This window comes from Pseudomonas sp. S2_C03 (assembly GCF_054668405.1).
The window spans coordinates 3314502-3335850 of the sequence record NZ_CP162766.1; the positions used below are offsets into that span (position 1 = coordinate 3314502).

At 57.7% G+C, this 21349-nt stretch carries 25 protein-coding genes, 1 tRNA gene and 1 pseudogene; 15 read left to right on the top strand and 12 right to left on the bottom strand.

Annotated elements, in window-relative coordinates; translation table 11 throughout:
• Positions 1–37 precede the first annotated feature (37 nt).
• Positions 38–490: a DUF2214 family protein gene (locus AB4N64_RS15255; RefSeq protein ID WP_460116682.1), complete on the bottom strand. Its 453-nt coding sequence runs from the start codon at positions 488–490 to the stop codon at positions 38–40.
• 1352 nt (positions 491–1842) lie between these two features.
• Between AB4N64_RS15255 and AB4N64_RS15260 the strand changes: the two genes are divergently transcribed.
• The 4 genes from AB4N64_RS15260 to AB4N64_RS15275 all read left to right on the top strand — a co-directional run bounded on the left by AB4N64_RS15260 (position 1843) and on the right by AB4N64_RS15275 (position 4233).
• On the top strand, positions 1843–2052 hold the full coding sequence (locus tag AB4N64_RS15260) for a hypothetical protein (protein ID WP_460116684.1): 210 nt from the start codon (positions 1843–1845) through the stop codon (positions 2050–2052).
• Between the two features lie 159 nt (positions 2053–2211).
• Complete coding sequence (locus AB4N64_RS15265) at positions 2212–2589, top strand: helix-turn-helix domain-containing protein (protein WP_460116685.1); 378 nt, start codon at positions 2212–2214, stop codon at positions 2587–2589.
• A complete protein-coding gene (locus AB4N64_RS15270) occupies positions 2579–3064 on the top strand; it encodes a hypothetical protein (RefSeq protein ID WP_460116687.1) in 486 nt (161 codons plus the stop codon). Before AB4N64_RS15265 ends, AB4N64_RS15270 begins: the two co-directional genes overlap by 11 nt.
• 644 nt (positions 3065–3708) lie before the next feature.
• Positions 3709–4233: a hypothetical protein gene (locus tag AB4N64_RS15275; RefSeq protein ID WP_460116688.1), complete on the top strand. Its 525-nt coding sequence runs from the start codon at positions 3709–3711 to the stop codon at positions 4231–4233.
• A gap of 45 nt (positions 4234–4278) precedes the next feature.
• On the opposite strand, the gene AB4N64_RS15280 is transcribed toward AB4N64_RS15275, so the two are convergent.
• The 6 genes from AB4N64_RS15280 to AB4N64_RS15305 all read right to left on the bottom strand — a co-directional run bounded on the left by AB4N64_RS15280 (position 4279) and on the right by AB4N64_RS15305 (position 9380).
• Complete coding sequence (locus AB4N64_RS15280) at positions 4279–4794, bottom strand: DUF2514 domain-containing protein (RefSeq protein WP_460116690.1); 516 nt, start codon at positions 4792–4794, stop codon at positions 4279–4281.
• Positions 4791–5216, bottom strand: coding sequence for a cell wall hydrolase (locus tag AB4N64_RS15285; protein WP_460116692.1), 426 nt, complete (start codon positions 5214–5216; stop codon positions 4791–4793). Before AB4N64_RS15285 ends, AB4N64_RS15280 begins: the two co-directional genes overlap by 4 nt.
• A 99-nt stretch (positions 5217–5315) precedes the next feature.
• Complete coding sequence (locus tag AB4N64_RS15290) at positions 5316–5762, bottom strand: hypothetical protein (protein ID WP_460116693.1); 447 nt, start codon at positions 5760–5762, stop codon at positions 5316–5318.
• 158 nt (positions 5763–5920) lie between these two features.
• A complete protein-coding gene (locus AB4N64_RS15295; RefSeq protein WP_460116695.1) occupies positions 5921–6613 on the bottom strand; it encodes a hypothetical protein in 693 nt (230 codons plus the stop codon).
• On the bottom strand, positions 6613–6855 hold the full coding sequence (locus AB4N64_RS15300) for a hypothetical protein (RefSeq protein ID WP_460116696.1): 243 nt from the start codon (positions 6853–6855) through the stop codon (positions 6613–6615). The genes AB4N64_RS15295 and AB4N64_RS15300 overlap by 1 nt, the downstream gene beginning before the upstream one ends.
• 44 nt (positions 6856–6899) lie before the next feature.
• A complete protein-coding gene (locus AB4N64_RS15305) occupies positions 6900–9380 on the bottom strand; it encodes a TipJ family phage tail tip protein (RefSeq protein WP_460116698.1) in 2481 nt (826 codons plus the stop codon).
• 46 nt (positions 9381–9426) lie between these two features.
• Here AB4N64_RS15305 and AB4N64_RS15310 point away from each other — a divergent pair, with 46 nt between their 5' ends.
• The 5 genes from AB4N64_RS15310 (at position 9427) to AB4N64_RS15330 (ending at position 13592) form a co-directional block, all read left to right on the top strand.
• Positions 9427–10575, top strand: a complete 1149-nt coding sequence (locus AB4N64_RS15310; protein ID WP_460116699.1) for a hypothetical protein — start codon at positions 9427–9429, stop codon at positions 10573–10575.
• Positions 10576–10629: 54 nt separating this feature from the next.
• Positions 10630–11619 carry a RecT family recombinase gene (locus tag AB4N64_RS15315; protein ID WP_460116701.1) on the top strand — a complete coding sequence of 330 codons (990 nt, stop codon included), beginning with the start codon at positions 10630–10632 and terminating at the stop codon, positions 11617–11619.
• Complete coding sequence (locus tag AB4N64_RS15320) at positions 11619–12221, top strand: lambda exonuclease family protein (protein ID WP_460116703.1); 603 nt, start codon at positions 11619–11621, stop codon at positions 12219–12221. The genes AB4N64_RS15315 and AB4N64_RS15320 overlap by 1 nt, the downstream gene beginning before the upstream one ends.
• 172 nt (positions 12222–12393) lie before the next feature.
• Entirely contained in the window at positions 12394–13044 is a 651-nt protein-coding gene (locus AB4N64_RS15325; RefSeq protein ID WP_460116704.1) for a DUF4406 domain-containing protein, read from the top strand.
• Positions 13041–13592, top strand: a complete 552-nt coding sequence (locus tag AB4N64_RS15330) for a hypothetical protein (RefSeq protein WP_460116706.1) — start codon at positions 13041–13043, stop codon at positions 13590–13592. The genes AB4N64_RS15325 and AB4N64_RS15330 overlap by 4 nt, the downstream gene beginning before the upstream one ends.
• A gap of 36 nt (positions 13593–13628) precedes the next feature.
• Here the strand turns inward: AB4N64_RS15330 and AB4N64_RS15335 are convergent, their stop codons facing one another.
• Together AB4N64_RS15335 and AB4N64_RS15340 are read right to left on the bottom strand one after the other, a co-directional pair.
• On the bottom strand, positions 13629–13931 hold the full coding sequence (locus AB4N64_RS15335) for a hypothetical protein (protein WP_460116707.1): 303 nt from the start codon (positions 13929–13931) through the stop codon (positions 13629–13631).
• 48 nt (positions 13932–13979) lie between these two features.
• A complete protein-coding gene (locus tag AB4N64_RS15340; protein ID WP_414864932.1) occupies positions 13980–14279 on the bottom strand; it encodes a hypothetical protein in 300 nt (99 codons plus the stop codon).
• 165 nt (positions 14280–14444) lie between these two features.
• Between AB4N64_RS15340 and AB4N64_RS15345 the strand changes: the two genes are divergently transcribed.
• From AB4N64_RS15345 to AB4N64_RS15365, 5 genes and pseudogenes are all read left to right on the top strand, one after another.
• Positions 14445–14891, top strand: a complete 447-nt coding sequence (locus AB4N64_RS15345; RefSeq protein WP_460116709.1) for a hypothetical protein — start codon at positions 14445–14447, stop codon at positions 14889–14891.
• The gene (locus AB4N64_RS15350) at positions 14891–15457 is read left to right on the top strand and encodes a hypothetical protein (protein ID WP_460116711.1); all 567 of its coding nucleotides are present in this window, start codon (positions 14891–14893) and stop codon (positions 15455–15457) included. The genes AB4N64_RS15345 and AB4N64_RS15350 overlap by 1 nt, the downstream gene beginning before the upstream one ends.
• Positions 15454–15771: a hypothetical protein gene (locus tag AB4N64_RS15355; RefSeq protein WP_460116712.1), complete on the top strand. Its 318-nt coding sequence runs from the start codon at positions 15454–15456 to the stop codon at positions 15769–15771. The genes AB4N64_RS15350 and AB4N64_RS15355 overlap by 4 nt, the downstream gene beginning before the upstream one ends.
• Before the next feature lie 58 nt (positions 15772–15829).
• A pseudogene (locus AB4N64_RS15360) lies at positions 15830–16366 on the top strand (DNA-methyltransferase); the annotation flags it as partial.
• A 223-nt stretch (positions 16367–16589) separates the two neighbouring features.
• Complete coding sequence (locus AB4N64_RS15365) at positions 16590–17351, top strand: tyrosine-type recombinase/integrase (RefSeq protein ID WP_460116714.1); 762 nt, start codon at positions 16590–16592, stop codon at positions 17349–17351.
• Positions 17352–17460: 109 nt separating this feature from the next.
• Here the strand turns inward: AB4N64_RS15365 and AB4N64_RS15370 are convergent.
• Positions 17461–17537: transfer RNA gene (locus AB4N64_RS15370), tRNA-Val, on the bottom strand.
• A 183-nt stretch (positions 17538–17720) separates the two neighbouring features.
• Between AB4N64_RS15370 and AB4N64_RS15375 the strand changes: the two genes are divergently transcribed.
• Complete coding sequence (locus AB4N64_RS15375) at positions 17721–19004, top strand: NAD(P)/FAD-dependent oxidoreductase (RefSeq protein ID WP_460116716.1); 1284 nt, start codon at positions 17721–17723, stop codon at positions 19002–19004.
• Positions 19005–19139: 135 nt separating this feature from the next.
• Here AB4N64_RS15375 and AB4N64_RS15380 read toward each other — a convergent pair whose 3' ends face one another.
• Positions 19140–20111, bottom strand: coding sequence for an XdhC family protein (locus AB4N64_RS15380; protein ID WP_460116717.1), 972 nt, complete (start codon positions 20109–20111; stop codon positions 19140–19142).
• A gap of 1 nt (position 20112) precedes the next feature.
• A complete protein-coding gene (locus AB4N64_RS15385) occupies positions 20113–21348 on the bottom strand; it encodes a c-type cytochrome (protein ID WP_460116719.1) in 1236 nt (411 codons plus the stop codon).
• Position 21349 lies beyond the last annotated feature (1 nt).

Consider the following 21349-nt stretch of genomic DNA (forward strand, 5'->3'; position numbering starts at 1 on the left):
CCCGCGTCAGGCTGCTCGCTGCTTTTGCGGGTAACCGTTAACCAAGCGTAACGCCACGCGCCATACCCGTTGCAGCGACGACCATCAGCAACATCATCAAACCTTCAACATGACTGATCCGCGCAAACAACTTCGCGCGTGCGGTATCGATTGTCGCGCCGCGGGCCAGCGCTATTCGCCACTTGATCAAAGTCATCATCGATGCGAGCTCCAGCAACAGAATCAACACGAACAGCGTCATCTTGAGGTGAAACAACGGCTGCTGCAGGTAATAATCCGTGCCTTTCTCAAATCCGCCGAAAGCACGCATCCCACCGGTCACCAACAGAACCAGGGCGCAAATCCCCCAGATATTGTCCGCGATCAAAACACTGCGAGCCCCGCCAGCGCCTGCGGCCAAACGCCGAAAGTGTGTACCACGCGTCAGCACCGCCCAGAATCCCACGCCAAACGCCAAGAGATGAAGCGCTGCAAGAAGCCAGTGAGCCATCGATAAACTCCTGCCAGTGTGCCCAAGATAAGACTTGTCAGTAGTAGCTCATCAACCGGCATCCTGCATTCAACGAATTGGCCAGGCCTGCTGCCAAATCTGCATGCCTTGTCCCTCGTCGCAAATTGTAATTTCTCTCAAAACTGGGTTAATGAGGGGACGTTAAGAGATCCATTTTTGGGACTAGCGACTGCAAGCAAGCCATCGCAGGGGCGATGTTCAACACCCGACGATGTCTCGGAGACCTTCGAACGCACTGGAGATTGCGGAATAAAAAAAGTGCGCCGGAACAAGACGAGCCACACCATCGCTTGGAGTGAACGCGCGGAGCATGGTGGGTTGACAATTATTGACTAGTGCCCGCAACTGAAGCGAGCAGCCCTTCCGGCACCCCAGTAAGCGGTCGAGTGAGAATAAACCGGCCGAGGACGGCTTTACTCAGGCCTCCATCCTGGTAGCAGCGATCAAACCCAGTGCAGACGCATCGCTCGTATTTCCTCCTGACGTTCCCACTCGACATAAAGCCTACTACCGGATGCGATTTTTCCTACACTCCGCAGGAAAAAATAGTAGCTGTTTGCCATTAAATGATAACATTGAGGCATGTTGATGGGGGCGAAATGATTGGTAGAGCAGTAGGCGGCGTATGTGCCGCTGTCGTTTTATTTCTGGTATATGGCGCTATCGTGGAAGGAAACTCGAAAGCCCGTACACGCGACGCGATTGAACTGTGCCATCGCAAAGAACGCCAATTCACAGGCTCAGCTGAAGAAAAAAGCGTGCTCAGTCGGGAATGTCGAAAAATAGAGCATGAGCTCAAGATTCAACTAGGCTATCCGCCCGTCCAAGCCGACAGCTAAAAAGAAGCCCGCCACTGAGCGGGCTTTTTTGTGTAAGTCAAGCGACGACAGTCGCAAATCCAATCCTCCCCCAGCAGCAATCACAAGCACTGCTCATGAGCAAATGACGAGAGATGCACTTTTGAAGATGAGGAAACAAAACCAAGAGGTGTGATCCGACTGAGGGGGGCAGTTTTTTGCAAATCGCAAAAGCAAAAAGGGGTCACCGTTTCCGGTGACCCCTCTAGACCGCCCAGCAGAGCGGATTTTGTTTGGTAGGCGCGATTGGACTCGAACCAACGACCCCCACCATGTCAAGGTGACCCCGAGACGTACGCAAGTATGTGATCTGAAAGGAGAATCCGGGGTAAATCCGCAGTCGCAAACATGCGTATTCCCCTATTAAGAATCAATAGCTTAGCGTTGGATATTCCTACAGTAGTCGCCCCTCCAAGGCATCTCGCCGGCCTCCATAACCACTGCTAAGCTCCGTCCATCCCACGGAGATTTAGCATGCCAGATTCCGACCTACTCCCTTCCCTGCTATACAAGATCCACGAAAATCAGCTCGCCTTAGAAGCCGCGCTCATGGAACTCACCAACTGGGTCGAGCAACACGGCGGCCCAGAGGTTGCCGATAACGTGCGCGGCGCCATGGACACCATCGACAAGAACGAGGAGTTCATCAAGCTGACGCTCGCAGTACTCATGGCGCCAGACTGATCTAATCCAAGACGATCCTTGCCCCTGCTCATCACGTTGCAAAAAGTTTCGTAAGTCCCGTCGATCAAGCATTCAACTTTTCAAGTAGAATGCTTGACGACCAAGGATCGATGCTGTTTACTGACATCAGTGCTGAAACTAGCCAATAGGGAGATCATCATGTCGCTTACAAAATTTGGTACCGCCGTTCGCGAATACCGCCGCCAACTGGGCCTCACGCTCAGCACCATGGCGGCCGCGCTCGGAACTTCTTCCGCTTTTCTCAGCGCCATGGAGACAGGCAGAAGCAAGGTCCCAATGGAATGGGCTGAAAAGATTGGTAGTTATTTTTCAGATCAGGGCAAAAGTATCCAAATTGATCGCCTTAAAGCGATGGCATGCGAGTCAAACGACAGTGTGTCGCTTGAAGGCTTGCCGCCTCACCACAAAATGCTGATTGCCGGGTTTGCCAATTCGGACCTGAACCAGGAGCAGCTGGCAAAGCTTGGAAAACTACTTTCAGAGATTTACGGGGAGAAACCGAAAGATGACGCCTGAAGATCCGGCAAGTTATTGCATGCGTGGGCACAGGGTCCACGCCCTCACTCCGAATGAAATCAAGGAAGTTGCCCAGCGCGTCTGCGAGATCATGAAGATCAAGAAGACATCCTTCAAGGGTAAAAGGTCGGAACAGCTAGTATCTCGATTCGAGCAGTACGGCATTCATGTCGATGTGATTGCGGACGAAGAATGGATCGATGCAACTCGAGCAACAGTAGATCCCCAAAAAGCAATGATCTATGTGCCGGAAAAATTCTATGGTGATTTCTGCAGAGGGAAGGCAGAAGCCATAAGAATCTTTCTTCACGAAATAGGCCACATAGTTCTTGGACACCGACCTCTGCTTCACTTCGCGGTCGAACATCCGACGGAGGCTGAAGACTCAGAATGGCAAGCAGACTATCTCGCAGATTCGATACTTGATCTGCTAGGACTGCCGAAATTCGATCAACAGATGGAATTGAAGTTCTGATTGATTACGTTTGCACCGTAACCAATCAGAACTGGTGGTTGGCTAGCCAACCAAAGAAGTTCTCCACTCGCTTCTTGCAAACAGACAAGATTTATGCTGGCGAAGCCTCTCTAGACAAGAGCAGAGTCTACGTACGTCGAGTTCGTTTGTCCAGCAGGGTAAGTAGTGGCAACCCCCTCAAGGAGATAGGTCATGACCTATACCGACGAACGGGGCACGTTCATCCTCCGCTGGAGCCGCCGACTGAAAAACGGCCACATCCAACGCGCAGTGGGCAAGCCTTTCAAAATCTACATCAAAGATTGATGTAGTCATGTAGCCCCAGCCATCGCTGGCTGGGGCTTTTTCATTTCACTTCTCTTAATTCCCGCCCATATGCCTGGAAAGCTTTCAGCGCAATCTATCCCTGATCACCGGCGTCGGTGATGGCGATGGCGATGGCGATGGCGATGGCGACATTTCGTTGAGCATGCGCTGGGTCAAGTCGGGTGCGTACTCCTCCATGAACCACGCCGCTTATCTCGAACAGTGCAGAGATATCATGCAGGAGCGGTCCGATCTTGTGTCGCCGCCATTTGCTGCCCCGCACGTACTCAGCACCAAATTGATATCATCGCCGGATTCAACTTAGTCAGGACCTACTCGTGGCGTCAGAAATACAATACATTTTGATAAATTCAGTCCCTGAATCCCACTGGACTGATGACGTTCCTGCTATAGCGTCCGTTTTCATCGCGCTTCTTGCGCTTTTTGTGACCCTATACCAGTCCCATTTGTCACGAAAACACAATCGTCTCTCAGTTAAACCTCATCTCGCAATACATAGCGAAGAAGATGACGACACATTCAAGATCATTATAAAAAATGACGGACTAGGACCAGCAACAATAGATATGCTCAACATTTTCACAAATAGTGTCTTGGTGGATGGGACTGGTGAAAAGCTCCTCATGGCCGCGTTTGAAAACCTCACGCGATGCACGGTCATCGCAATAGAGGCAATCAACACTCCATTCGTATTACCCACCAACCAGCAGATTGAGCTTGTCACATTGAAATTTGACAAGAACCTAAATTCCATTGAGGACTATTTGGAAGAAAATTTGCGCCTAGAAATCAAATACAAATCGATATACGAAGAAACCTTCATCCTAGACAGCGATTCATAGCATTTCAAAAACATCCCTCTCTGACGTTCTACCAACCAAAAATCCCTACTTCGAAATACCGTCATACATCTGTTCGCAAGTCACTCCGCGTCCGTGGCTTTGATCAGCATAGTCCGCCAAATTTCCCGATCTCTCATCAGCGCGCTTGAGCACGTCGGCAAGCACCATTGCGGCGCGGGCAGCTGCCTTGCTTGCTGCGGTAGCGCAGGAATTGCCGCTGGCTTCACTGGCTGCGAGTTGAGCGGCAAGGTCGTCGGCTGCTCCGCGCAGGCTGTCAGCAGTAGCGCGAGCAGCGACAGCGTCAGTGATTGCCTGGTCGATAATCTGTTGGCCATTCTGGACCGCCTTGTTGATTGACTGTTGGTAGGCCTGCTCCTGGGCGCGCTGGGCCGTTTCGTTGGCGGCGAGTGCCTTTGCGTCCAGGGTGTTGCGGTCGTTCCACCTGACCTGCCATCGGTCGTCTGTGACCGAGACCCCGTGGATGTATGCGCCGAACAGCGCTCCGACCACCAGCAAGACCGCTCCTATATAAGGAAGGGCTCGTAGGATGATGGTCGTCATGGAACATCCTTGAAGAATACGTGCCCACCCAACTTGAGCGTCTGCTTGGCCTTCGCCGCCCAGGCCGGGGGCTTCTTCATGGCGATCGCGTAATAGTGCGTCGCGCCGTTGGTTGGGTCAGGCACTTTCCCGTCGATCACCTGGTCAGCGACGACCCGGCACTGCGCGAGCTCGCGGAACGGAATCTGCTTGGCACCGCTCAGGAATGGGTAGTTTGGATCGCTCCTGTTCCAGCAGCTGAATTGATATGGCGCCTGGCACACGCCGGCATAACCCTCACCCCACCAAGACTTCTCTTTTCCATCGAGCACGCGGTTGCGGATCGTGCAGGTTACCGCCACCTTCCCGGGCGTCGATTCGCCGCGGGCCTCGCCCCAGATCGTTCGGGCAAGGATGTCGCGGTCTTTTTCGGTGATCGGCATGCTTTTCTCCAAGCAAAAAAAAGCCCGCGCGGCGGCGGGCAATCGAATGTTCTTCATTAGTTCACTGACGATAAGTGCCTCGTCTCAATGCAAGCAGGTCTACCATTTATACGGAATCACGTCGGCTAGCCTCACGAGAACGTCTCGCTGATCACTACGCTGCGTACTGGCACCGACAAAATACTTAACTACCCCGTCCTCAATCTCGACAGCCTTCACGACATGGGCGTAGTCCCATCCTACAAGTGCAACAACCTGTCCAATTACCGGTGGCCAAGTTATCGCCTCCTCGTCAGGACGATTCACAATTTCTAAGATTTCGCTCAAAGTTTCAGATATCGATTCCAGCGAAGCACTGACAGGCTGCAGACGTTCTTCATCCGAATCTGCAAGGGTACGCTGGATGTCGTCTAGCCCTTCCCGAGAGCCATGTTCGGCGGAGCTAACCTGAGATGCAATTGATTCCAGTGCAGACTTTATTTCCCTGATTTGCCGTTCCAAATTGAGTCTATCAACCAAACGGTAGACATCATCTGCATCGTACATGAGCACTTCTCCTGTAAGCGGCTTATCAATGTACCTGAGCAGGGTTAGGATATTCCAGAGCCCCCTACGCTGGTGTGATCGCGCAGGACAGCGATGCTTTTCTCCAAGAAAAAATACCCGCCCAAGGGAGTCGTCGGAGTTTTGATTTGCTCTAACGGTCACTGGCCGGTCACATCAACAATGAGGGCCTGGAGCTTACCGAATTTGAAAGCCGGGCTGGCAGGGGGTGATGTCACAAACTGCGAGCGGGTCCAGTATCTGGCGTTAAGTGAGAAACGGAGGCCGCCGTTTATGATGGTGGCCGATGGTGCGCTGCGCCAGTACTCGATCAGGATCTGGTTCCCAACTGGAGTAACGTCCATCCCAGTACTTCCCGACCATGCACCGTAGGCCACGGCATATTGCTTAGACGTATTCCAAACCCAGTCTCCGAAGAAAGCCGCGTAGTCTGGCCCGTTCAGGATGGTCTCAATCCGCATCGACGGGCACATGGCATCAAAAACCAAGGCGCCGGCAGCATTGAAGACCTGAAGTCCGTAGGGCTGCGCGGAGTTGACGCCGAGTGCGTACCGATAAAAGGTCACGCTCGAACCGAATGGAGCAGCAAACACGTAGCGCAGGCCGGCTCCGCTCGGGAGAATGGAGTGCAGCGCCACCCGGTCGGAACCCCGCACAGCGACGAATTCCGTTACTGACGACGTGAACACCTGAATGCCGTTCATGGCAATGCCAGTCTCGTCCAGAAGCGAACCAGACGTCGCGCTGCCCTTCGCAAGCAACATGTAATTTTGATAATTCTCGTCGATCTGGATGGTTCCTGCGGTGTTGAAAATCTGTAGTCCGGCCGGCATCAGAAAACTCCGTAGAAAATGGTGGCCGCGAGAGGGGTTCGCCCGGACGCAAAGGTCCAGCTCATTGTCGTGCCGGAGAACGTCACTTCCGGCCCGAAGCTGCCGATCGGGACTGCCCCGCCGGAAATGATCACGAAGTAAAACGGCGTACCCTGCACCAAGTCCGGCACAGAGATTGATCCTGCGCTCGTACCACTGTTGACGCTGCCAAGGAATCGAGAAAGTCTGGTGGTGATATCCACCACCAGATTCCCCGCCGGATCCCACACTTGTAGGCCTGCTGGCATTACCACATCCCCAATCGAACACGCCGCGTTCCAGCGCCGTCGTAGACGTTGATCACCGTGTTATTCATCGTCAGCCGGCCAGTACCTGGAACAGCCCCGTTCATTTCCCAGCCGGTGGCCTTGCCCAGCTTCCAGCCTGAGGTGCCGGCGACGTAGTCGTTTGACTGAATGGTGTTGCCGATCTTCGCGTTCGTGATTGACCCATCCTCGATGAATGCGGCCTTGAGGTAGGCGACGTTGTTCTCGACCACGAACGGATAAAAAATCTCCGAGGCATTGGGGTCAACAATTGCGAATCTGCTGGCGGCAATCAGTACCTGGCTGGTGATGATCCCTTCGTCGTTCTCGACTCCAACGCCGATACCCGCCAAATAAGGCTTCCCGTCGACGGTGAGCTGGGTCTTGATGCTGTACATCGCCGCCAGCTCAGTTTTCACCTGCTCGATCAGCACCAGCGACCCGTCACCCGCCTCGATTTTGTCCAGCAGCAGCTGGCTCAGCTGAGTTTCAGTGATCTTGCCGTTCAGGTAATCCAGGATGGGGCCGGCGTCCGCAGACGATTGGCCGAAGACCGGCCCAAAGAACGCGCCGACGTTGCCGATCCGGTCCACCAGGCGGGCCCAGAAAAAGAACGTCTTCCCGGCCGCAAGGCCCATGACGGTGAGGTCGGTTTGCGGATAGGCGTAGTCACCGAATTTGATGGCCTCGGCGATCTGGTTGGTTTCGCTGTACCAGATCTCAGTGCGCTGCAGGTCGGCGGTGCTCACGTCCTGGGGAATGCCCCACTTGAGCTTGATGCCGAATACGATCGATTCTGCGGTGAACGAAGACACCACCGGTGGCGGCGTGGTCTTCCCGTTCAACACCGTCTCGATGGACGTCGCGAACACCGAGCCGATGTCGAGCGAGTTGATCGCCCGGACCTTGGCCACGTAGCGGCCGGCGTAGATCCCGCTCACGTCAACCGACGTGGTGCCGGTGCGGCCCGCGAAGATCCAGTCACCGTCGTTCTTGCGCCAGTACACTTCGAAGGCGATCGCGTTCGGCGGCCGATCCCACTCGATGGTCATCACACTGATGGCACTGCCCTGGTCGACGAAGTGGTCGTTGCTGACGGTCACGGTCGCCGGCGGCTGTTGCACGCTTGGCGGAATCACGGTGATCGGTGGCCGTTCGATGCGTGTGCCGTTGTCGATGGCGCCGTATTTGCTCGAGTTGTGCCGGACGGCGCTGATGGTGAACTTGATTTCCGAGTCCGAGAAATCCTCAGCTACCGACATCACACGGAACTGCTGGACGGCCAGGGTCGGCGAATCGATCGCCCACATCGAATGGCGCGGTGGCAGGTCGTCGAGATCTTCGGCCAGCACCACCTGCTGCACCTCGGCAGGAAAGCCCGTGGTGTCGAACGTGACATTGCCGTTGTCCCAGGTAATGCCGGTGCTGTCCCAGGTCAGCGGGTAACCCACGGACTTGATCGCGCGCGAGACGGCTTTGCCGTTGGGCATGATCAGCGTGATGGTGTCGCCGGGGAAAGCGGTCACGTCGGCATCCAGCACCAGCGTGTCCAGGGTCGAAGAACGCAGGCGGCCACCGATACGACGCCCTGCCCGGTCGTTGTCAGCGACACGGATGATCTGCCCAGGGCGCGCCAGCGTGCCGTCCAGGCCGACCGAGAAGCCCACGCTTTCCGTTTCCAGGCGGTTGGTGAGCAGCGCCCACTTGCCGATGCGATGTGCCTGGGCCTGAGACGTGCAGCCGGTGGCCGTGATTTCGGTCTGCTGGATGCCGTAGCGGGTAATACCGGCCTGGTCGTCGACGTACTCGGGCTTCTGCCGGTAGAAGTCGGTCGGGTCGTTCCAGCTCACCAGGGCGACGGTGTAGCGCGTTTTCTTGGCCGAGCCGAAGTAGCCGAATTTTCCGTCGATGACGTTGGCGTTGGAGTAGGTGTAGACCGGGTCTTCCGGAATGTCGGCCACAGCCATGACCGAACCAGCAGCCCAATACGCCATGCCCCGGAACGTGGTGGCCATATCCTGCAACACCTTCAGGGCGTCTGCGCGCACCGAGAGATACAGGTTGCAGGTGAAACGCGGCTCCATGCCGCCCTTCCCATCCGGTACCAACTGGTCACAGTACTGCCCGATGCGGTACAGCTCCCACTTATCGATCTGGCTGGCGTTGAGCAGGTGGCCCAGGCCATAGCGGAAGTGCAGCAGCAGGTCGTAGAAGATCCATGCGGGGTTATCGGTCCAGGCGCTTTGGAAACCGCCATCCCAGACGCCGGTGTAGGTCCGGGTCTCTGCGTCATAGTTGTTCGGTACCCGGATGATCCGGCCATACAGGTCAAACGACCTGGTGGGGATCGATTGGAACTGCGAAGCGTCGAATTGAAGCCCAACCAGTGCGGAGCCTGGGTACCGCAGCTTCGCGTCGATGATCTCGGTGATGGCGTCGATGTTGGTGACCGCGTCACTCAATAACCCACACCTTCAAGCGCTGCGCACGTCGCGGCAAGGAATTGTCATGTCCGCCAATACCAAAAAAGCTTTCGCCCAAGACTCGCTCGATATGAGTGAAAAGGAAGGTTCACAAAAATCTGTCGCTCCTTCGGTCGCCGTCACCGACATTGCCGAATATCGGCCGCACGAGGAACAGATCGTTCGCTTGGAGACGACTTACGCAAACCTGGTCGTTGACTGCTCAACCAACGAAGGTCTGGCGAATGCGAAAGAAGTTCGTGTCGACATCCGCGACGTGCGCTACGCCCTGGCAAACACCACCAAGACGGCGCTGATCCCCTATCAGCAAAAAGTCAAAGACGCGCAGGCTCGCGTCAACCAGGTGAAGGAGTTTGGCGAAGCGCTGAAGGATCGCGTTTTGGCGATCGAGGCCCCTGTGGACGAAGCAATCAAGGCCGAAGAAAAGCGCGCCGCTGACGCTAAGGCCGAACGTGAGCGTCTCGAGACGGAGCGTGTCGAAGCCATCCGGGCAAAGATTACCCGCTTCAGCTCAGTCGCTGCTGCATATGCAAGCCGCAGCGCTGCCGACGTCGCGAACATTCTGCAGAGCGTCAAAGATTCCGTGATTCTGCCTGAGGAATATGCCGAGTTCGAAGCTGAAGGCACCATCGCTCGCGACAACGCTATTGAGCAGCTTGAGACGCTTCACAAGGCTGCCGCTGATCGCGAAGAGGCCGCCGCCAAGCTCGCCGCCCAACAGAAGGAACTGGATGAGCTGCGCGAGAAGCAGCGTATTGCTGATGCAGAAGCGGAGGAACTGCGCAAGCAACGCGCCGAAGAAGACCGCAAGCGTTTGAAGCAACAGCAGGACGAACTGGATCAACAGCGCCGAGACATGGAAGCACAGCAACGCCAACAGCGTGAGCAGCAGGAAGAACAACAGCGCCAGCAGCGCGAACGTGATGCGCAGTATCAGCGTGACCAAGAAGAGCTGGCCCGCCTGCGTGCTCAAGCGGCCGCGCCGACTCCGGTCATCACCACGGCTGCGACTCCAGTTGAAGCCGCCCCTGTCATCACACAGGTGATCGCTGCCGAGTCAGATGACGTGACGACTATCGCGCCGGCGATTGACGACATCGTCGAGGTAGTTGCTCTGGGCTTCGATGTGGACCTCGGCACTGCGCGCGCTTGGCTTCGCGCCATCCGCTTCTAACCTCCCCTTTCCATCTAGCAGCCGACGCACTTCTCGTCGGCCACAGAGGGCGCCATGACCGACTCAGACACTCAAGCACCGACAGGACTCGCCACTTACCACGATCCATCGCACAACGCCGCAGCGCTCATTTTGGACCCAGGCACTATGAAGTCGATGAGCGACCTCGCACTGATGATGTCCAAAGGCGTGACAACCGTCCCGAAGCATTTGAAAGGCAATCAGGCTGACTGCATGGCGGTGGTGCTCCAAGCGATGCAATGGCAGATGAATCCATTTGCCGTCGCGCAGAAAACGTTCATCGTCAACGGCGGCGCACTTAGCTACGAGGCTCAGCTCGTCAACGCAGTGATCACCACCAAGGCCCCTGTCAAAGGCCGCTTGAACTTCGAGTGGTTCGGCAGCTGGGAAAACGTCATCGGGAAAATGCGTGAGGTCACCAGCAAGACCAAAAAGGACGAGGACACTGGCGAGTTCAAAAAATACCGTGTTCCTGCCTGGAGCTTTGATGACGAGAAAGGTCTCGGTATCCGCGTCTGGGCGACCTTCAAGGGAGAAGACGAGCCCCGAACCCTGGAGCTTTTGCTCACCCAGGTGCGCACGCGGAATTCCACGCTTTGGGCGGAAGATCCTAAGCAGCAAATCGCGTACCTGGTCACTAAAAAATGGGCGCGACTGTTCTGCCCTGACGTCATCCTTGGCGTCTACACACCCGATGAGTTCGAAGATTCGCACGGCGGAGAAATTGATATCACTCCCGTGAGGCAGGCTGCAAACGCTGCCGCTACCTCAAGCGTTTCCTTTGGGCCGAAATCGCCGTCGCCTGAAATCGACGGGGTATTCGCGGACCTGTTGGACGTGGCCAAGCGTCAAGACATTGATGCCTACGCAGCAGCCTGGGCGGGGCTCAAGCCGAAGCAACGCGCGGCGATCGGCCTTGAGTGTCACGAAGCGCTGAAGAGTATGGCCGCAACGGTTGATGCCGACTTCACCGATATGACTGGAACGAACAGCGACCTGTCCCAGGCCGAGGAGGCAGCGTAGTGAGAGCGGAACTTCAGGGCACTGAAAAGTGGCATGCAGACCGATCTGGGCGCGTCACTGCCAGCCGGTTCAAGGACGTGATGGCCTGGGGAAAGCCTGACAAACATGGGAAGCGCGAGCCTATGGGGGCTCGCACTTCCTACATGCGCGAACTGTGCTTCGAACGTTTGGCAAAAAAATCCAAACTCAACGTCACCAGTGCCTCTATGAAGTGGGGTCACACCGAGGAACAAAAGGCTCAGGACGCTTACGAGATGCTGACTGGCAACATCGTCATCCCGTCGGAGTTCATCGTTCACCCCAAATATGACTGGCTCGGATGCTCACCCGACGGTCTGATCGCCGAAGACGGGGGCACCGAATCGAAGTGCCCATTCAACGAGGCAATTCACGTCAGGACCTGGCTCGAAGGGATGCCCGAGGAACACATGCCGCAAGTCCAGGGCTGCATGTTCGTCACAGGACGTAAATGGTGGGACTTTTTGTCTTTTGACTCGCGTCAGGATGAAGAGTGTCAGCTCTATGTCGAAAGCCGTAGCCGACTGACTCACGCAAACCACACCTGCCAGGGCGCTGTGTTGAGCCATTCGATCAGGTTCTGAAATTGACCGAGGGCGAAGTCTGCCAGCACCTGGATCAACAACTCTTCAAAAATTCTTTTCAAGGGAAAGTCTCCGGATTCTCAGAGAGACGTTGCGCTCTCTACCATTATCTCCGGCTTCAAACCCTCCCCTCACTCCACCGCCCGGGCATGCCCCGGCATAGGAAATCGCCATGCCCACAGAAACCCGCATCGACTGCCCGGCGCTGCACAAGCGCAGCAACAGCTACCCGTTCGGCGCTCGCGTGCCGCGCACGGTGAAGATGTTCACGACAGTCGTGCCTGATCCGATGCCGGGAATTGCATCCGCACTCTTGCAGGGTGATGGCCCGATCTGCCCTGAAGGTCAAATCTTTCCCGTATGGACCAACAGCCACGGCGCGGTCGCGGCGGTGCTGCCAAATGGCAAACACCTTGGCCTGCGCCCTTCAGAGTTTGAGGTCGAGACCTGGCACGACCTCTCGCCGGCGCCAGCAGCATCTGGAGTGACACTCGCCAGCGACCGATACAACCGCCTGTACCTGGCCGGGCCCATGACCGGCTTCGAAGACTTCAACTTCCCCGCCTTCAACAAAATGGCCGCCGATCTGCGCGCCCGGGGCTACGTCGTCGAGAACCCGGCCGAGCACGGTGTGGTCACCGATGCCGAGTGGGCCGATTACATGGCCTACGACCTGACCCGCTTGGGGTTGTGCGGAATGGTGGCGGTGCTGCCCGGCTGGGTAAACTCCAAAGGTGCCCGGCTCGAGGTACACATCGCTCGCGAACTCGGCATGTCGGTTGTGAATGCCCATGATCTGGTATCGATGGAGATCGCAGGATGAACAGTCAATGGAAACTGGTGCCGGTCGAGCCGACCGAAACCATGGTGATCAACGGTTTTGAATCGGTGCCAAATGAGTGCTTCACCGACGAGGAAGTCTGGGAGCAATACCAAGAGATGAGCGGCTGCCAGCAAGCGGCATTCCGCGCGAAACTGTGCTGGGCTGCCATGCTCGGCGCCGCCCCGGCAGCCACTGCTATACCGGCGGCTTGGCTTGATCCAAATAGCATTCAGCAAGGCGAGATTCTTTCGGCTCAGGCGAAAATGAATAGCGACCTCCTCGGCCAGCAGGACCGAGCGCTGCGATTTAGCGTGCCACTCTACGCCCACCCCGATGCGGGTGACGTTGCGCGACTCACCGCCGAGCGTGACGCCCTGCAGCAGCGCCTGAACGCAGCGGATCAGCGGATTGATGAGCAGTGCGCATTGATGCGCCGGCTCGTACGTAACGTCGACCAAGAAACTTGCTGTGCCGAGGACTTAGAGCAGGACGACCAGTTCAACTACATCCTCAAGTCAATGCGCAAAGCCATCACCGCTCCGCAGTAACTCCCCACCCTTCAAAGTCAGCCGCTATAGCCGCGCTCAGGAGGCAGGCGGGAAATTCTTGGCAGCTGGAACGAGTGGGGCATTCATAAAAGCAACCCAGCACGCATAGGCATCGTGCTGTCTCCTGCTCGCAACGTCCCAGTCCGGGCCTGAAACAACTCTTGATGAAACCAGTTGCATCATGCCCATTGTGGCGGCATCCAGTTCCAGCAGAAGCCGGTGTGACTCGACCCTGAAGTCGTCGATAGAAACCATTTCTTTGCCCTGGGCGGAGATCACCACCATCGAGTAACAGTTGTCACTCAAGCGGTTGAGCGTGGTGTGAGGAAAATAGTTCATACCCATCTGTCCGTACTTACACCACCCCTCCCCTTTGAAACTCAGTCGCTACTTCGAAGAAGCCGCTCGGCGAGTACTTGACCTTCCGGCGGCAGCCAGCTGACGAGCTCGACCGACACCCCAAGCCAGTGCCCTGGTCATCGATTCGCGTGGGTGTGAGTCATCAGCCTCTTCATACAAAGCCATTCCGTCGGGACCATAAATCCCGATGAACATTTGTGTTTCGCCGTTGCGCGATAGCCTGACTTGCACATCGATGTGAGTCCCATCATTGAGAGTTTCATCGTGCGTTCGGCTGTGGAGCTCGGGGTCTGCCCACTCCCAGAAGATATCGCCTCGAAGTCTCATATCGCCTCCCGCCAATTTCGCGTGATGGTGAGTCGAGTTCAAATCTAGACCGATGAGAACGAAGCGCAAGCGCGCCTAAACCGCAACTGACAGCTGGTCTCAACAGCTATACAAATTCAAATTTCTCGTACAACTTTCAGCCGCTATAGCGGCAAGGACGAAGTCATGCCTGAAGAAATGAAAACGGCTTGGCCCGAGCACTACCGCTATATCGACACCATCGGGCCAGAAGGTCTTGAGGTGCACTGCATCACCTACCAGGTGATCGGTGAAACAGCGCAGTGCTACTACATCGGCGACAAGCACACGTGCGACCTGGTGAACGGCCCGCAATACAGCTGGACCGCTGAGGCGGTGAAGAAGCGCCGAAAACGCGTGCTGAAGGAAGGCGGCACTTGGGGCCGACGCTTCGCCTACACCGACAAGGCCCTGGCACTGCGCTCTTACAAGGCGCGTAAGTCTTGGCAGCTGCGGCATGCGCAATTGTCGATGGAGCGGGCACTGGCCGCTATCGGCTACTTCGGCAACCTTGAAGTTGAAAGCACAATTCCAGTCGGGGCCGTGACTATCCCGAGCGAATACATTCAGGGCTTGAGCTGGGGAGACTATTGATGATCATCGATGACGTCATGACCGACAAAATCACCCTGCATGGCCTTGGTTTCGTGCAGGTTCAACTCCAGGGCAATCAGCGGCTGCACGTCTGGCACCCAGAGCTTCCTCGCCGGGCCTGCTTCGAACACTCTGCGATCCACGACCACCGCTTCAACTTCACTTCACGAGTGATCGTTGGCACTCAGTTCAACCACGAGTTCGAACTTGTCTGCCATGACGCGGGGGAGTTTGTGCTGTACCTGCATGAGGGCGCACGGACAGCTGGTGGTGGCCGGCCATGGACACCTGATGGGCGCGCTGATCTGGTTCCGGCCGGATCATTCGGCATCGCCGCGGGCAACGACTACAACACCCAGGCCTACGCATATCACCGCACAGAGCCAGGTGGTGATGGCCGAGTGGCCACGATCATGGCCAAGCGCGGCGAGTACCCCGCGGGAGCTCACTCGACCTGCAAGTTCGGCATCCAGCCCGACACAGACTTCGATCGCTTCCAGTGGTCGCCGGCCCAGCTCTGGGAAGTCGTCAGCGATGTGCTGCTCGGCCAGCAGGTGACGCCATGAAAAAAGCACACTTCGTCCTGGTCGACCAATCCGAGTTGGAAGCGCTGCGCCGCGACAAGGCCCGCATCGACGCTCTGGAGTCTGGATGCTGGGATGTGCGGTTCATCGACTGCCCTACCCCGGGCGGTGATGACGCCAGCATCAGCATCGAAATCGTCGGCCACTACATGGGCAAGCCCTGCGAGCGGGTGCTGGGCGAAAACTACAACGAGAACCTTCGCGCAGCCATCGACCAAGCCTGCACCGCGGAGGCATACCCGCCCGAGCGGCCAGAGTACGACCAGTACGGCCGGCCAGAAAGGAGAGCGCCATGATCATCCCAGTCTATGCCATCGCCTACATGGCCTGGCTCATCTACAAGGGGCCACGGCGATGACAGTACAGCACCGCATCCTGGTTGGTGATTGCATCGACATGATGCGGACCCTGCCAGACCAATCAGTTCACACGTGTGTAACCAGCCCACCCTACTTCGGGTTACGCGATTACGGTGTCGACGGTCAGATCGGGCTAGAGCAAACGCCGGCAGAGTTTATTGCTCGGCTGGTCGAAGTGTTTCGAGAGGTTCGTCGAGTACTCCGCGACGACGGCACGGCCTGGGTGAACATGGGTGACAGCTACGCAGTTCGCTCTACCGGAAATTTGACGTTCCGACGCGATAGAGCTGCCATCTCGCCAGATCGCGTACCTCTGACGGAAGGGATTAAGGTCAAGGACATGATGGGCATGCCGTGGCGCTTGGCTTTCGCCCTGCAGGATGACGGTTGGTATTTGCGCCAGGACATCATCTGGCACAAGCCGAACCCAATGCCCGAGAGCGTGCGTGATCGCTGTACCAAATCGCACGAATACATTTTCCTGCTCAGTAAGTCGCCAAAGTACTACTTCGACCAAGACGCGATCCTTGAACCCTGTTCACCGAACACTCACAACCGACTTTCGCAGGACGTCCTTGCTCAAATCGGCAGTGACCGGGCAAATGGCGGGACCAAGAGCAACGGCAATATGAAAGCGGTGGCCAGGAAGTCGAACGGAGTCGGCTGGGGTCATGGTACCGACAGCGAAGAGCGGGCACGCGGGCGGATAAAGGACAACGATTCGATGAACTCGGCGTTGGCCGTGATGCCAAGCGATGGCCGAATACCTCGACCAGTTCAGCAACAACGCCTACACGAAGCACCGCGGGCTCTGGGTGCAGATCTTCGCCTTTGCCGTGGCCAAGGGCCTGGCCGAGCGCAACAACGCCGAACTGACCCTGGTGAAGAAGGAAGCGGAGAAGAAGCGCCAGCGGCACACGCTCGACGGACTGAAGACGATCATCGGCGCGGCGACAACGCCCCCCTGGCTGAAGCGGGCCATTCGTCTGGCACTGGCCAGCCTGCAGCGCCGCGAGGACATCGTCACATGGCTGAAGTCGGCCGTCGACATGGACAAGAACACGCTGACGGTCTCGCCCGGGAAAACCCAGGGCTACGACAACCCGATTCACCTGAAGATCACCATGGGCGCTGCGCTGCGGGAAGTTGTCGGTGAGTGCATGCGATCGCCGATCGTGTCGCCGTACCTGATCCATTACAAACCCAAAGCCCGCAGGCGGGAACAGATCGACGCGAAGGACCACTGGACGTCGGTGACACCGGACTACCTAACCAAAGAGTTCAGCAAGGCTCGGGACGCAGCGCACGCCTATGACCATGTGCCGGCCGGCGAGCGCCCCACTTTCCACGAGATCCGCGCTTTGGGGGCGTGGCTGTACGAGCAGCAGAAATTCCCGCAGGAATACATCCAGGCGTTGATGGGGCATGCGGACGAGAAAATGACGAAGCACTACCAGGAGGGGCATGACGAAAAGAAGATCGAGTATCTGGAGGTGGGCGCCGAATTGGCGTTCTGAGGTGGGAGTTTTGCAAAAGTTTTGCAAAAGTTTTGCAAATCGCAGACAGCAAAAAGGGGTCACCGTTTCCGGTGACCCCTCTAGACCGCCCAGCAGAGCGGATTTTGTTTGGTAGGCGCGATTGGACTCGAACCAACGACCCCCACCATGTCAAGGTGGTGCTCTAACCAACTGAGCTACGTGCCTGCTGTGAGGCGGCATTCTACGGAAATCCGGAGGGGTGTCAACACCTTTTTTCGCGCTAACCCTATGAATATGCAAAATTTTTAATTTCGTTGCGGCGCGGAAGCATTTGAGGTGGCTGGCGGTGGATTTTCAACTCGGGTAGGATCGCTGCACTCGTTAAATTTATTAAACAGAGGCTGCAGGATGGCGAACACCCCCTACCCCGAGTCCTATTACGCTGCGTCGGCCAATGCAGTTCCCCCGCGTCCGGTACTGCAGGGTGAAATCGAGACTGATGTCTGCGTGATCGGCGCTGGCTACACGGGGTTGTCCTCTGCCCTGTTTCTCCTGGAGAGTGGCTTCAAGGTCACAGTGCTGGAAGCGGCCAAGGTCGGTTTTGGTGCCTCGGGTCGCAACGGCGGCCAGATCGTCAACAGCTACAGCCGCGACATCGATGTGATCGAGCGCTCAGTCGGACCCAAGCAGGCGCAGTTGCTGGGGCAGATGGCCTTCGAGGGCGGCCGCATCATTCGGGAGCGGGTCGCCAAATACGATATCCGGTGTGATTTGAAGGACGGCGGAGTATTTGCCGCGATGACGCCCAAGCAGATGCGCCACCTGGAGTCGCAGAAGCGCCTGTGGGAACGTTATGGTCACACGCAGCTCGAGCTCATGGATCAAAGTCGCATCCGCGAAGTGGTGAATTGCGAGCAGTACGTGGGCGGCATGCTCGACATGAGCGGTGGTCACATTCACCCGCTGAACCTGGCGCTGGGCGAAGCGGCGGCCGTCGAGTCGCTGGGGGGTACGGTTTATGAACAATCGCCGGCGGTGCGCATCGAGCGCGGTGCCAACCCGGTGGTGCACACGCCCCAAGGCAAGGTGCGCGCCAAATTCATCATCGTCGCGGGCAATGCCTATCTCGGCAACCTGGTGCCGGAGCTGGCCGCCAAGTCGATGCCTTGCGGCACCCAGGTGATCACGACCGAACCCTTGAGCGATGAGCTGGCGCACAACCTGCTGCCTCAGGACTATTGCGTCGAGGACTGTAATTACCTGCTCGATTACTACCGCCTGAGCGGCGACAAGCGCCTGATCTTCGGTGGTGGTGTGGTGTATGGCGCGCGAGACCCGGCAAACATCGAGGCAATCATCCGGCCGAAGATGCTCAAGGCATTCCCGCAGCTCAAGGACGTGAAGATCGATTACTCCTGGACGGGTAATTTCCTGCTGACTTTGTCGCGTCTGCCGCAGGTGGGACGCCTGGGTGACAACATCTACTACTCCCAGGGTTGCAGCGGTCATGGCGTGACCTACACGCATCTTGCAGGCAAGGTGCTGGCCGAAGCATTGCGTGGTCAGGCTGAGCGTTTTGATGCGTTTGCCGACTTGCCGCACTACCCGTTCCCGGGCGGGCAATTGTTGCGCACGCCGTTTGCAGCGCTGGGGGCGTGGTATTACGGGTTGCGGGATAAATTCGGCTATTAACCAACACCACCCACCCCTGTAGGAGCGAGCATGTCGAACCGTCGCGATGGAGGCCCAGGCGACGCGGGCATTCAGGCAGCCAGCGTTATCGTTGGCGACCATCGCGACGGTTCGACATGCTCGCTCCTACAGAGATCAGAGGCGATCGCGCGGGATGCCGCTGCGGATACGCAGAATGTCGGCCAGCACGGCCAGGGCGATTTCCGCCGGGGTCTTGCTGCCCAGGTTCAAGCCGATGGGCGCGTGGATGCGCGCCAGGTCGGTCTCTCCCAGCCCGCCGATCCGGCGCAGGCGTTCGAAGCGCTTTTGCGAGGTTTGCAGGGACCCCATCACACCGATGTAAAAGGCTTCGGTACGCACCGCTTCCATCATCGCCAGGTCATCGATGCGCGGATCATGGGTCAGGGCGACCACCGCCGTATCACGATGACAGCCACCGTCGGCAATGAACACCGATGGCAATTGGCGGCGAATCTCGACGTTGTCCAGCACCACACCTTCAAGTACTTCATTGCGTGGATCACACAGGATCACCTCGAAGCCCAGCCCCACGGCAAACTCCGCACAGGCTTGCGCCACGCTGGAATACCCCGCCAGCAACAAGCGCTGGGCGGCACCGATTCGCAGGCGCACGCGGTCGATTTCCCGTTCGACACGCACGCCCTGCTCACGATCATCGAACAGGTTGCGGGCGCCGCTGGCCAGGTCAACTTCACGGATCAAACGACGTCGGCCCAACAGCGCCAATTCCAGCTCGCGCAAATGGCCCTGCACGTCGCAGTCCGGCTCGAGCTTTTCGACCAGCACGTCCAGCACGCCGCCACAGGGCAGGCTGACTCGCGAGCGCGGGTCATCACCTTCGCCGTAGCGCACGACACTGACCGCCTGCTCGAAGGCGCCTTCGGCCACGCGCCCAAGGAAATCCTCTTCGACACAACCGCCGGACAACGATCCGATCCACTGCCCTGCGGCGTTCACCGCCAGCAGCGAGCCGGGCGCGCGTGGCGCCGAGCCATAGGTGGCGAGCACCGTGCACAGCCACAGCTGTTGGCCAGCCGTCGACCACTCCAGCGCACGGCGCACCACTTGCAGATCCAGATGCTGCATGTCAGTGGGCCTTGTGCTCGAGCGCTGGCGCGTCGGCGCGCAGCTTCTGCACATCGCTCACGGCCAGGTCACTCATCTGCCCGCCCCAGCCCTGACGCAGGTAGTTGAGCAGATCGGTAAGCTGCTCGTGGCTGAGTTTTTCAGAGAACCCAGGCATCGGCTGCATATGTTCGAAACCGGAAAACTTCTGCTCGCCGATGCCGTCGTCGATCACCCGCACCAGGTTGCGTGGGTCCTCCAGGCGCAACGTGGTGTTGCCCCGCATGGCCACGGCAATGTGCGGCTTGCCTTCACCTTCAGGCGCATGACATCCGGCACAGACGTTCAAATATTCCTGACGGCCGCGCCGGGCACTCGCACCCAGCTTGTCCAGTGGCACATCGGTGAGCATCTTCGCTGCCGGTGGCTGATCACCCAGCAGGAAGGTGGCCATGGCCGACAGGTCCGCATCATTGAGGCCCTGGGTGCTGTTGTGGAACACCGGGAACATCTCGTTAAACATCGTGCCCTGGGCGCTCATGCCGTGCTTGAGGAACGTGCTCAGGTCCTGATGATTCCAACCACGCGCCGCCAGATCAGTGGCCAGCAGGCTCGGCGCCAGGTAGCCGTTGAGGACGCCGCCCGACAGGCGTTTGTCCTGCTGCATCGCACCGGGCAACCCGCGTGGAGTGTGGCATTCACCGCAGTGACCGAGCACGTCGACCATGTACTGGCCGCGCTTGAACGCTTCGCTCTTGCCTTCAACAGGCGAGAGCTTCACGTCCTTGCCGTACATCAGGTTCCAGGCAATCAGGCCCGGACGGACGTTGAACGGAAAACTCAGGCGGGTGACCGGCGCGGCACGCTCGATCGGCTCGACGGTTTTCAGGTAGGCGTGGATCGCGTCCGAATCTTCACGGGGCATCAGGTGATACGAGGTGTAGGGCATCGCCGGATACAGGTTCGCCCCGTCGCGCCGCTTGCCTTCGGTAAGCGCGGCGAAAAATTCGTCATCGCTGTAGAGGCCGATGCCGTGCTCCTTGCTTGGGGTGATGTTGGTGCCGTAGATGGTGCCGAATGGCGAGACGATCGGCAGGCCCCCGGCATACGGCGCCCCACCCGGCGCGGTATGACAGGCCATGCAGTCAGCGGCGCGGGCCAGGTATTCGCCGCGCTTCACTTGATCGCCCGCCTGCGCCAGCAACACAGGCGCAGCCAGACCGACCGCCAATGCCAGGCGGGTCAGTAAATGGTTCATG

Bases quoted from the DNA above. Each gene is read 5' to 3' on its own strand.
- AB4N64_RS15255 (WP_460116682.1), bottom strand. From the start codon at position 490: ATGGCTCACTGGCTTCTTGCAGCGCTTCATCTCTTGGCGTTTGGCGTG.
- AB4N64_RS15260 (WP_460116684.1), top strand. From the start codon at position 1,843: ATGCCAGATTCCGACCTACTCCCTTCCCTGCTATACAAGATCCACGAA.
- AB4N64_RS15265 (WP_460116685.1), top strand. From the start codon at position 2,212: ATGTCGCTTACAAAATTTGGTACCGCCGTTCGCGAATACCGCCGCCAA.
- AB4N64_RS15270 (WP_460116687.1), top strand. From the start codon at position 2,579: ATGACGCCTGAAGATCCGGCAAGTTATTGCATGCGTGGGCACAGGGTC.
- AB4N64_RS15280 (WP_460116690.1), bottom strand. From the start codon at position 4,794: ATGACGACCATCATCCTACGAGCCCTTCCTTATATAGGAGCGGTCTTG.
- AB4N64_RS15285 (WP_460116692.1), bottom strand. From the start codon at position 5,216: ATGCCGATCACCGAAAAAGACCGCGACATCCTTGCCCGAACGATCTGG.
- AB4N64_RS15290 (WP_460116693.1), bottom strand. From the start codon at position 5,762: ATGTACGATGCAGATGATGTCTACCGTTTGGTTGATAGACTCAATTTG.
- AB4N64_RS15295 (WP_460116695.1), bottom strand. From the start codon at position 6,613: ATGCCGGCCGGACTACAGATTTTCAACACCGCAGGAACCATCCAGATC.
- AB4N64_RS15310 (WP_460116699.1), top strand. From the start codon at position 9,427: ATGTCCGCCAATACCAAAAAAGCTTTCGCCCAAGACTCGCTCGATATG.
- AB4N64_RS15315 (WP_460116701.1), top strand. From the start codon at position 10,630: ATGACCGACTCAGACACTCAAGCACCGACAGGACTCGCCACTTACCAC.
- AB4N64_RS15325 (WP_460116704.1), top strand. From the start codon at position 12,394: ATGCCCACAGAAACCCGCATCGACTGCCCGGCGCTGCACAAGCGCAGC.
- AB4N64_RS15330 (WP_460116706.1), top strand. From the start codon at position 13,041: ATGAACAGTCAATGGAAACTGGTGCCGGTCGAGCCGACCGAAACCATG.
- AB4N64_RS15335 (WP_460116707.1), bottom strand. From the start codon at position 13,931: ATGAACTATTTTCCTCACACCACGCTCAACCGCTTGAGTGACAACTGT.
- AB4N64_RS15340 (WP_414864932.1), bottom strand. From the start codon at position 14,279: ATGAGACTTCGAGGCGATATCTTCTGGGAGTGGGCAGACCCCGAGCTC.
- AB4N64_RS15345 (WP_460116709.1), top strand. From the start codon at position 14,445: ATGCCTGAAGAAATGAAAACGGCTTGGCCCGAGCACTACCGCTATATC.
- AB4N64_RS15350 (WP_460116711.1), top strand. From the start codon at position 14,891: ATGATCATCGATGACGTCATGACCGACAAAATCACCCTGCATGGCCTT.
- AB4N64_RS15355 (WP_460116712.1), top strand. From the start codon at position 15,454: ATGAAAAAAGCACACTTCGTCCTGGTCGACCAATCCGAGTTGGAAGCG.
- AB4N64_RS15365 (WP_460116714.1), top strand. From the start codon at position 16,590: ATGGCCGAATACCTCGACCAGTTCAGCAACAACGCCTACACGAAGCAC.
- AB4N64_RS15375 (WP_460116716.1), top strand. From the start codon at position 17,721: ATGGCGAACACCCCCTACCCCGAGTCCTATTACGCTGCGTCGGCCAAT.
- AB4N64_RS15380 (WP_460116717.1), bottom strand. From the start codon at position 20,111: ATGCAGCATCTGGATCTGCAAGTGGTGCGCCGTGCGCTGGAGTGGTCG.
- AB4N64_RS15385 (WP_460116719.1), bottom strand. From the start codon at position 21,348: ATGAACCATTTACTGACCCGCCTGGCATTGGCGGTCGGTCTGGCTGCG.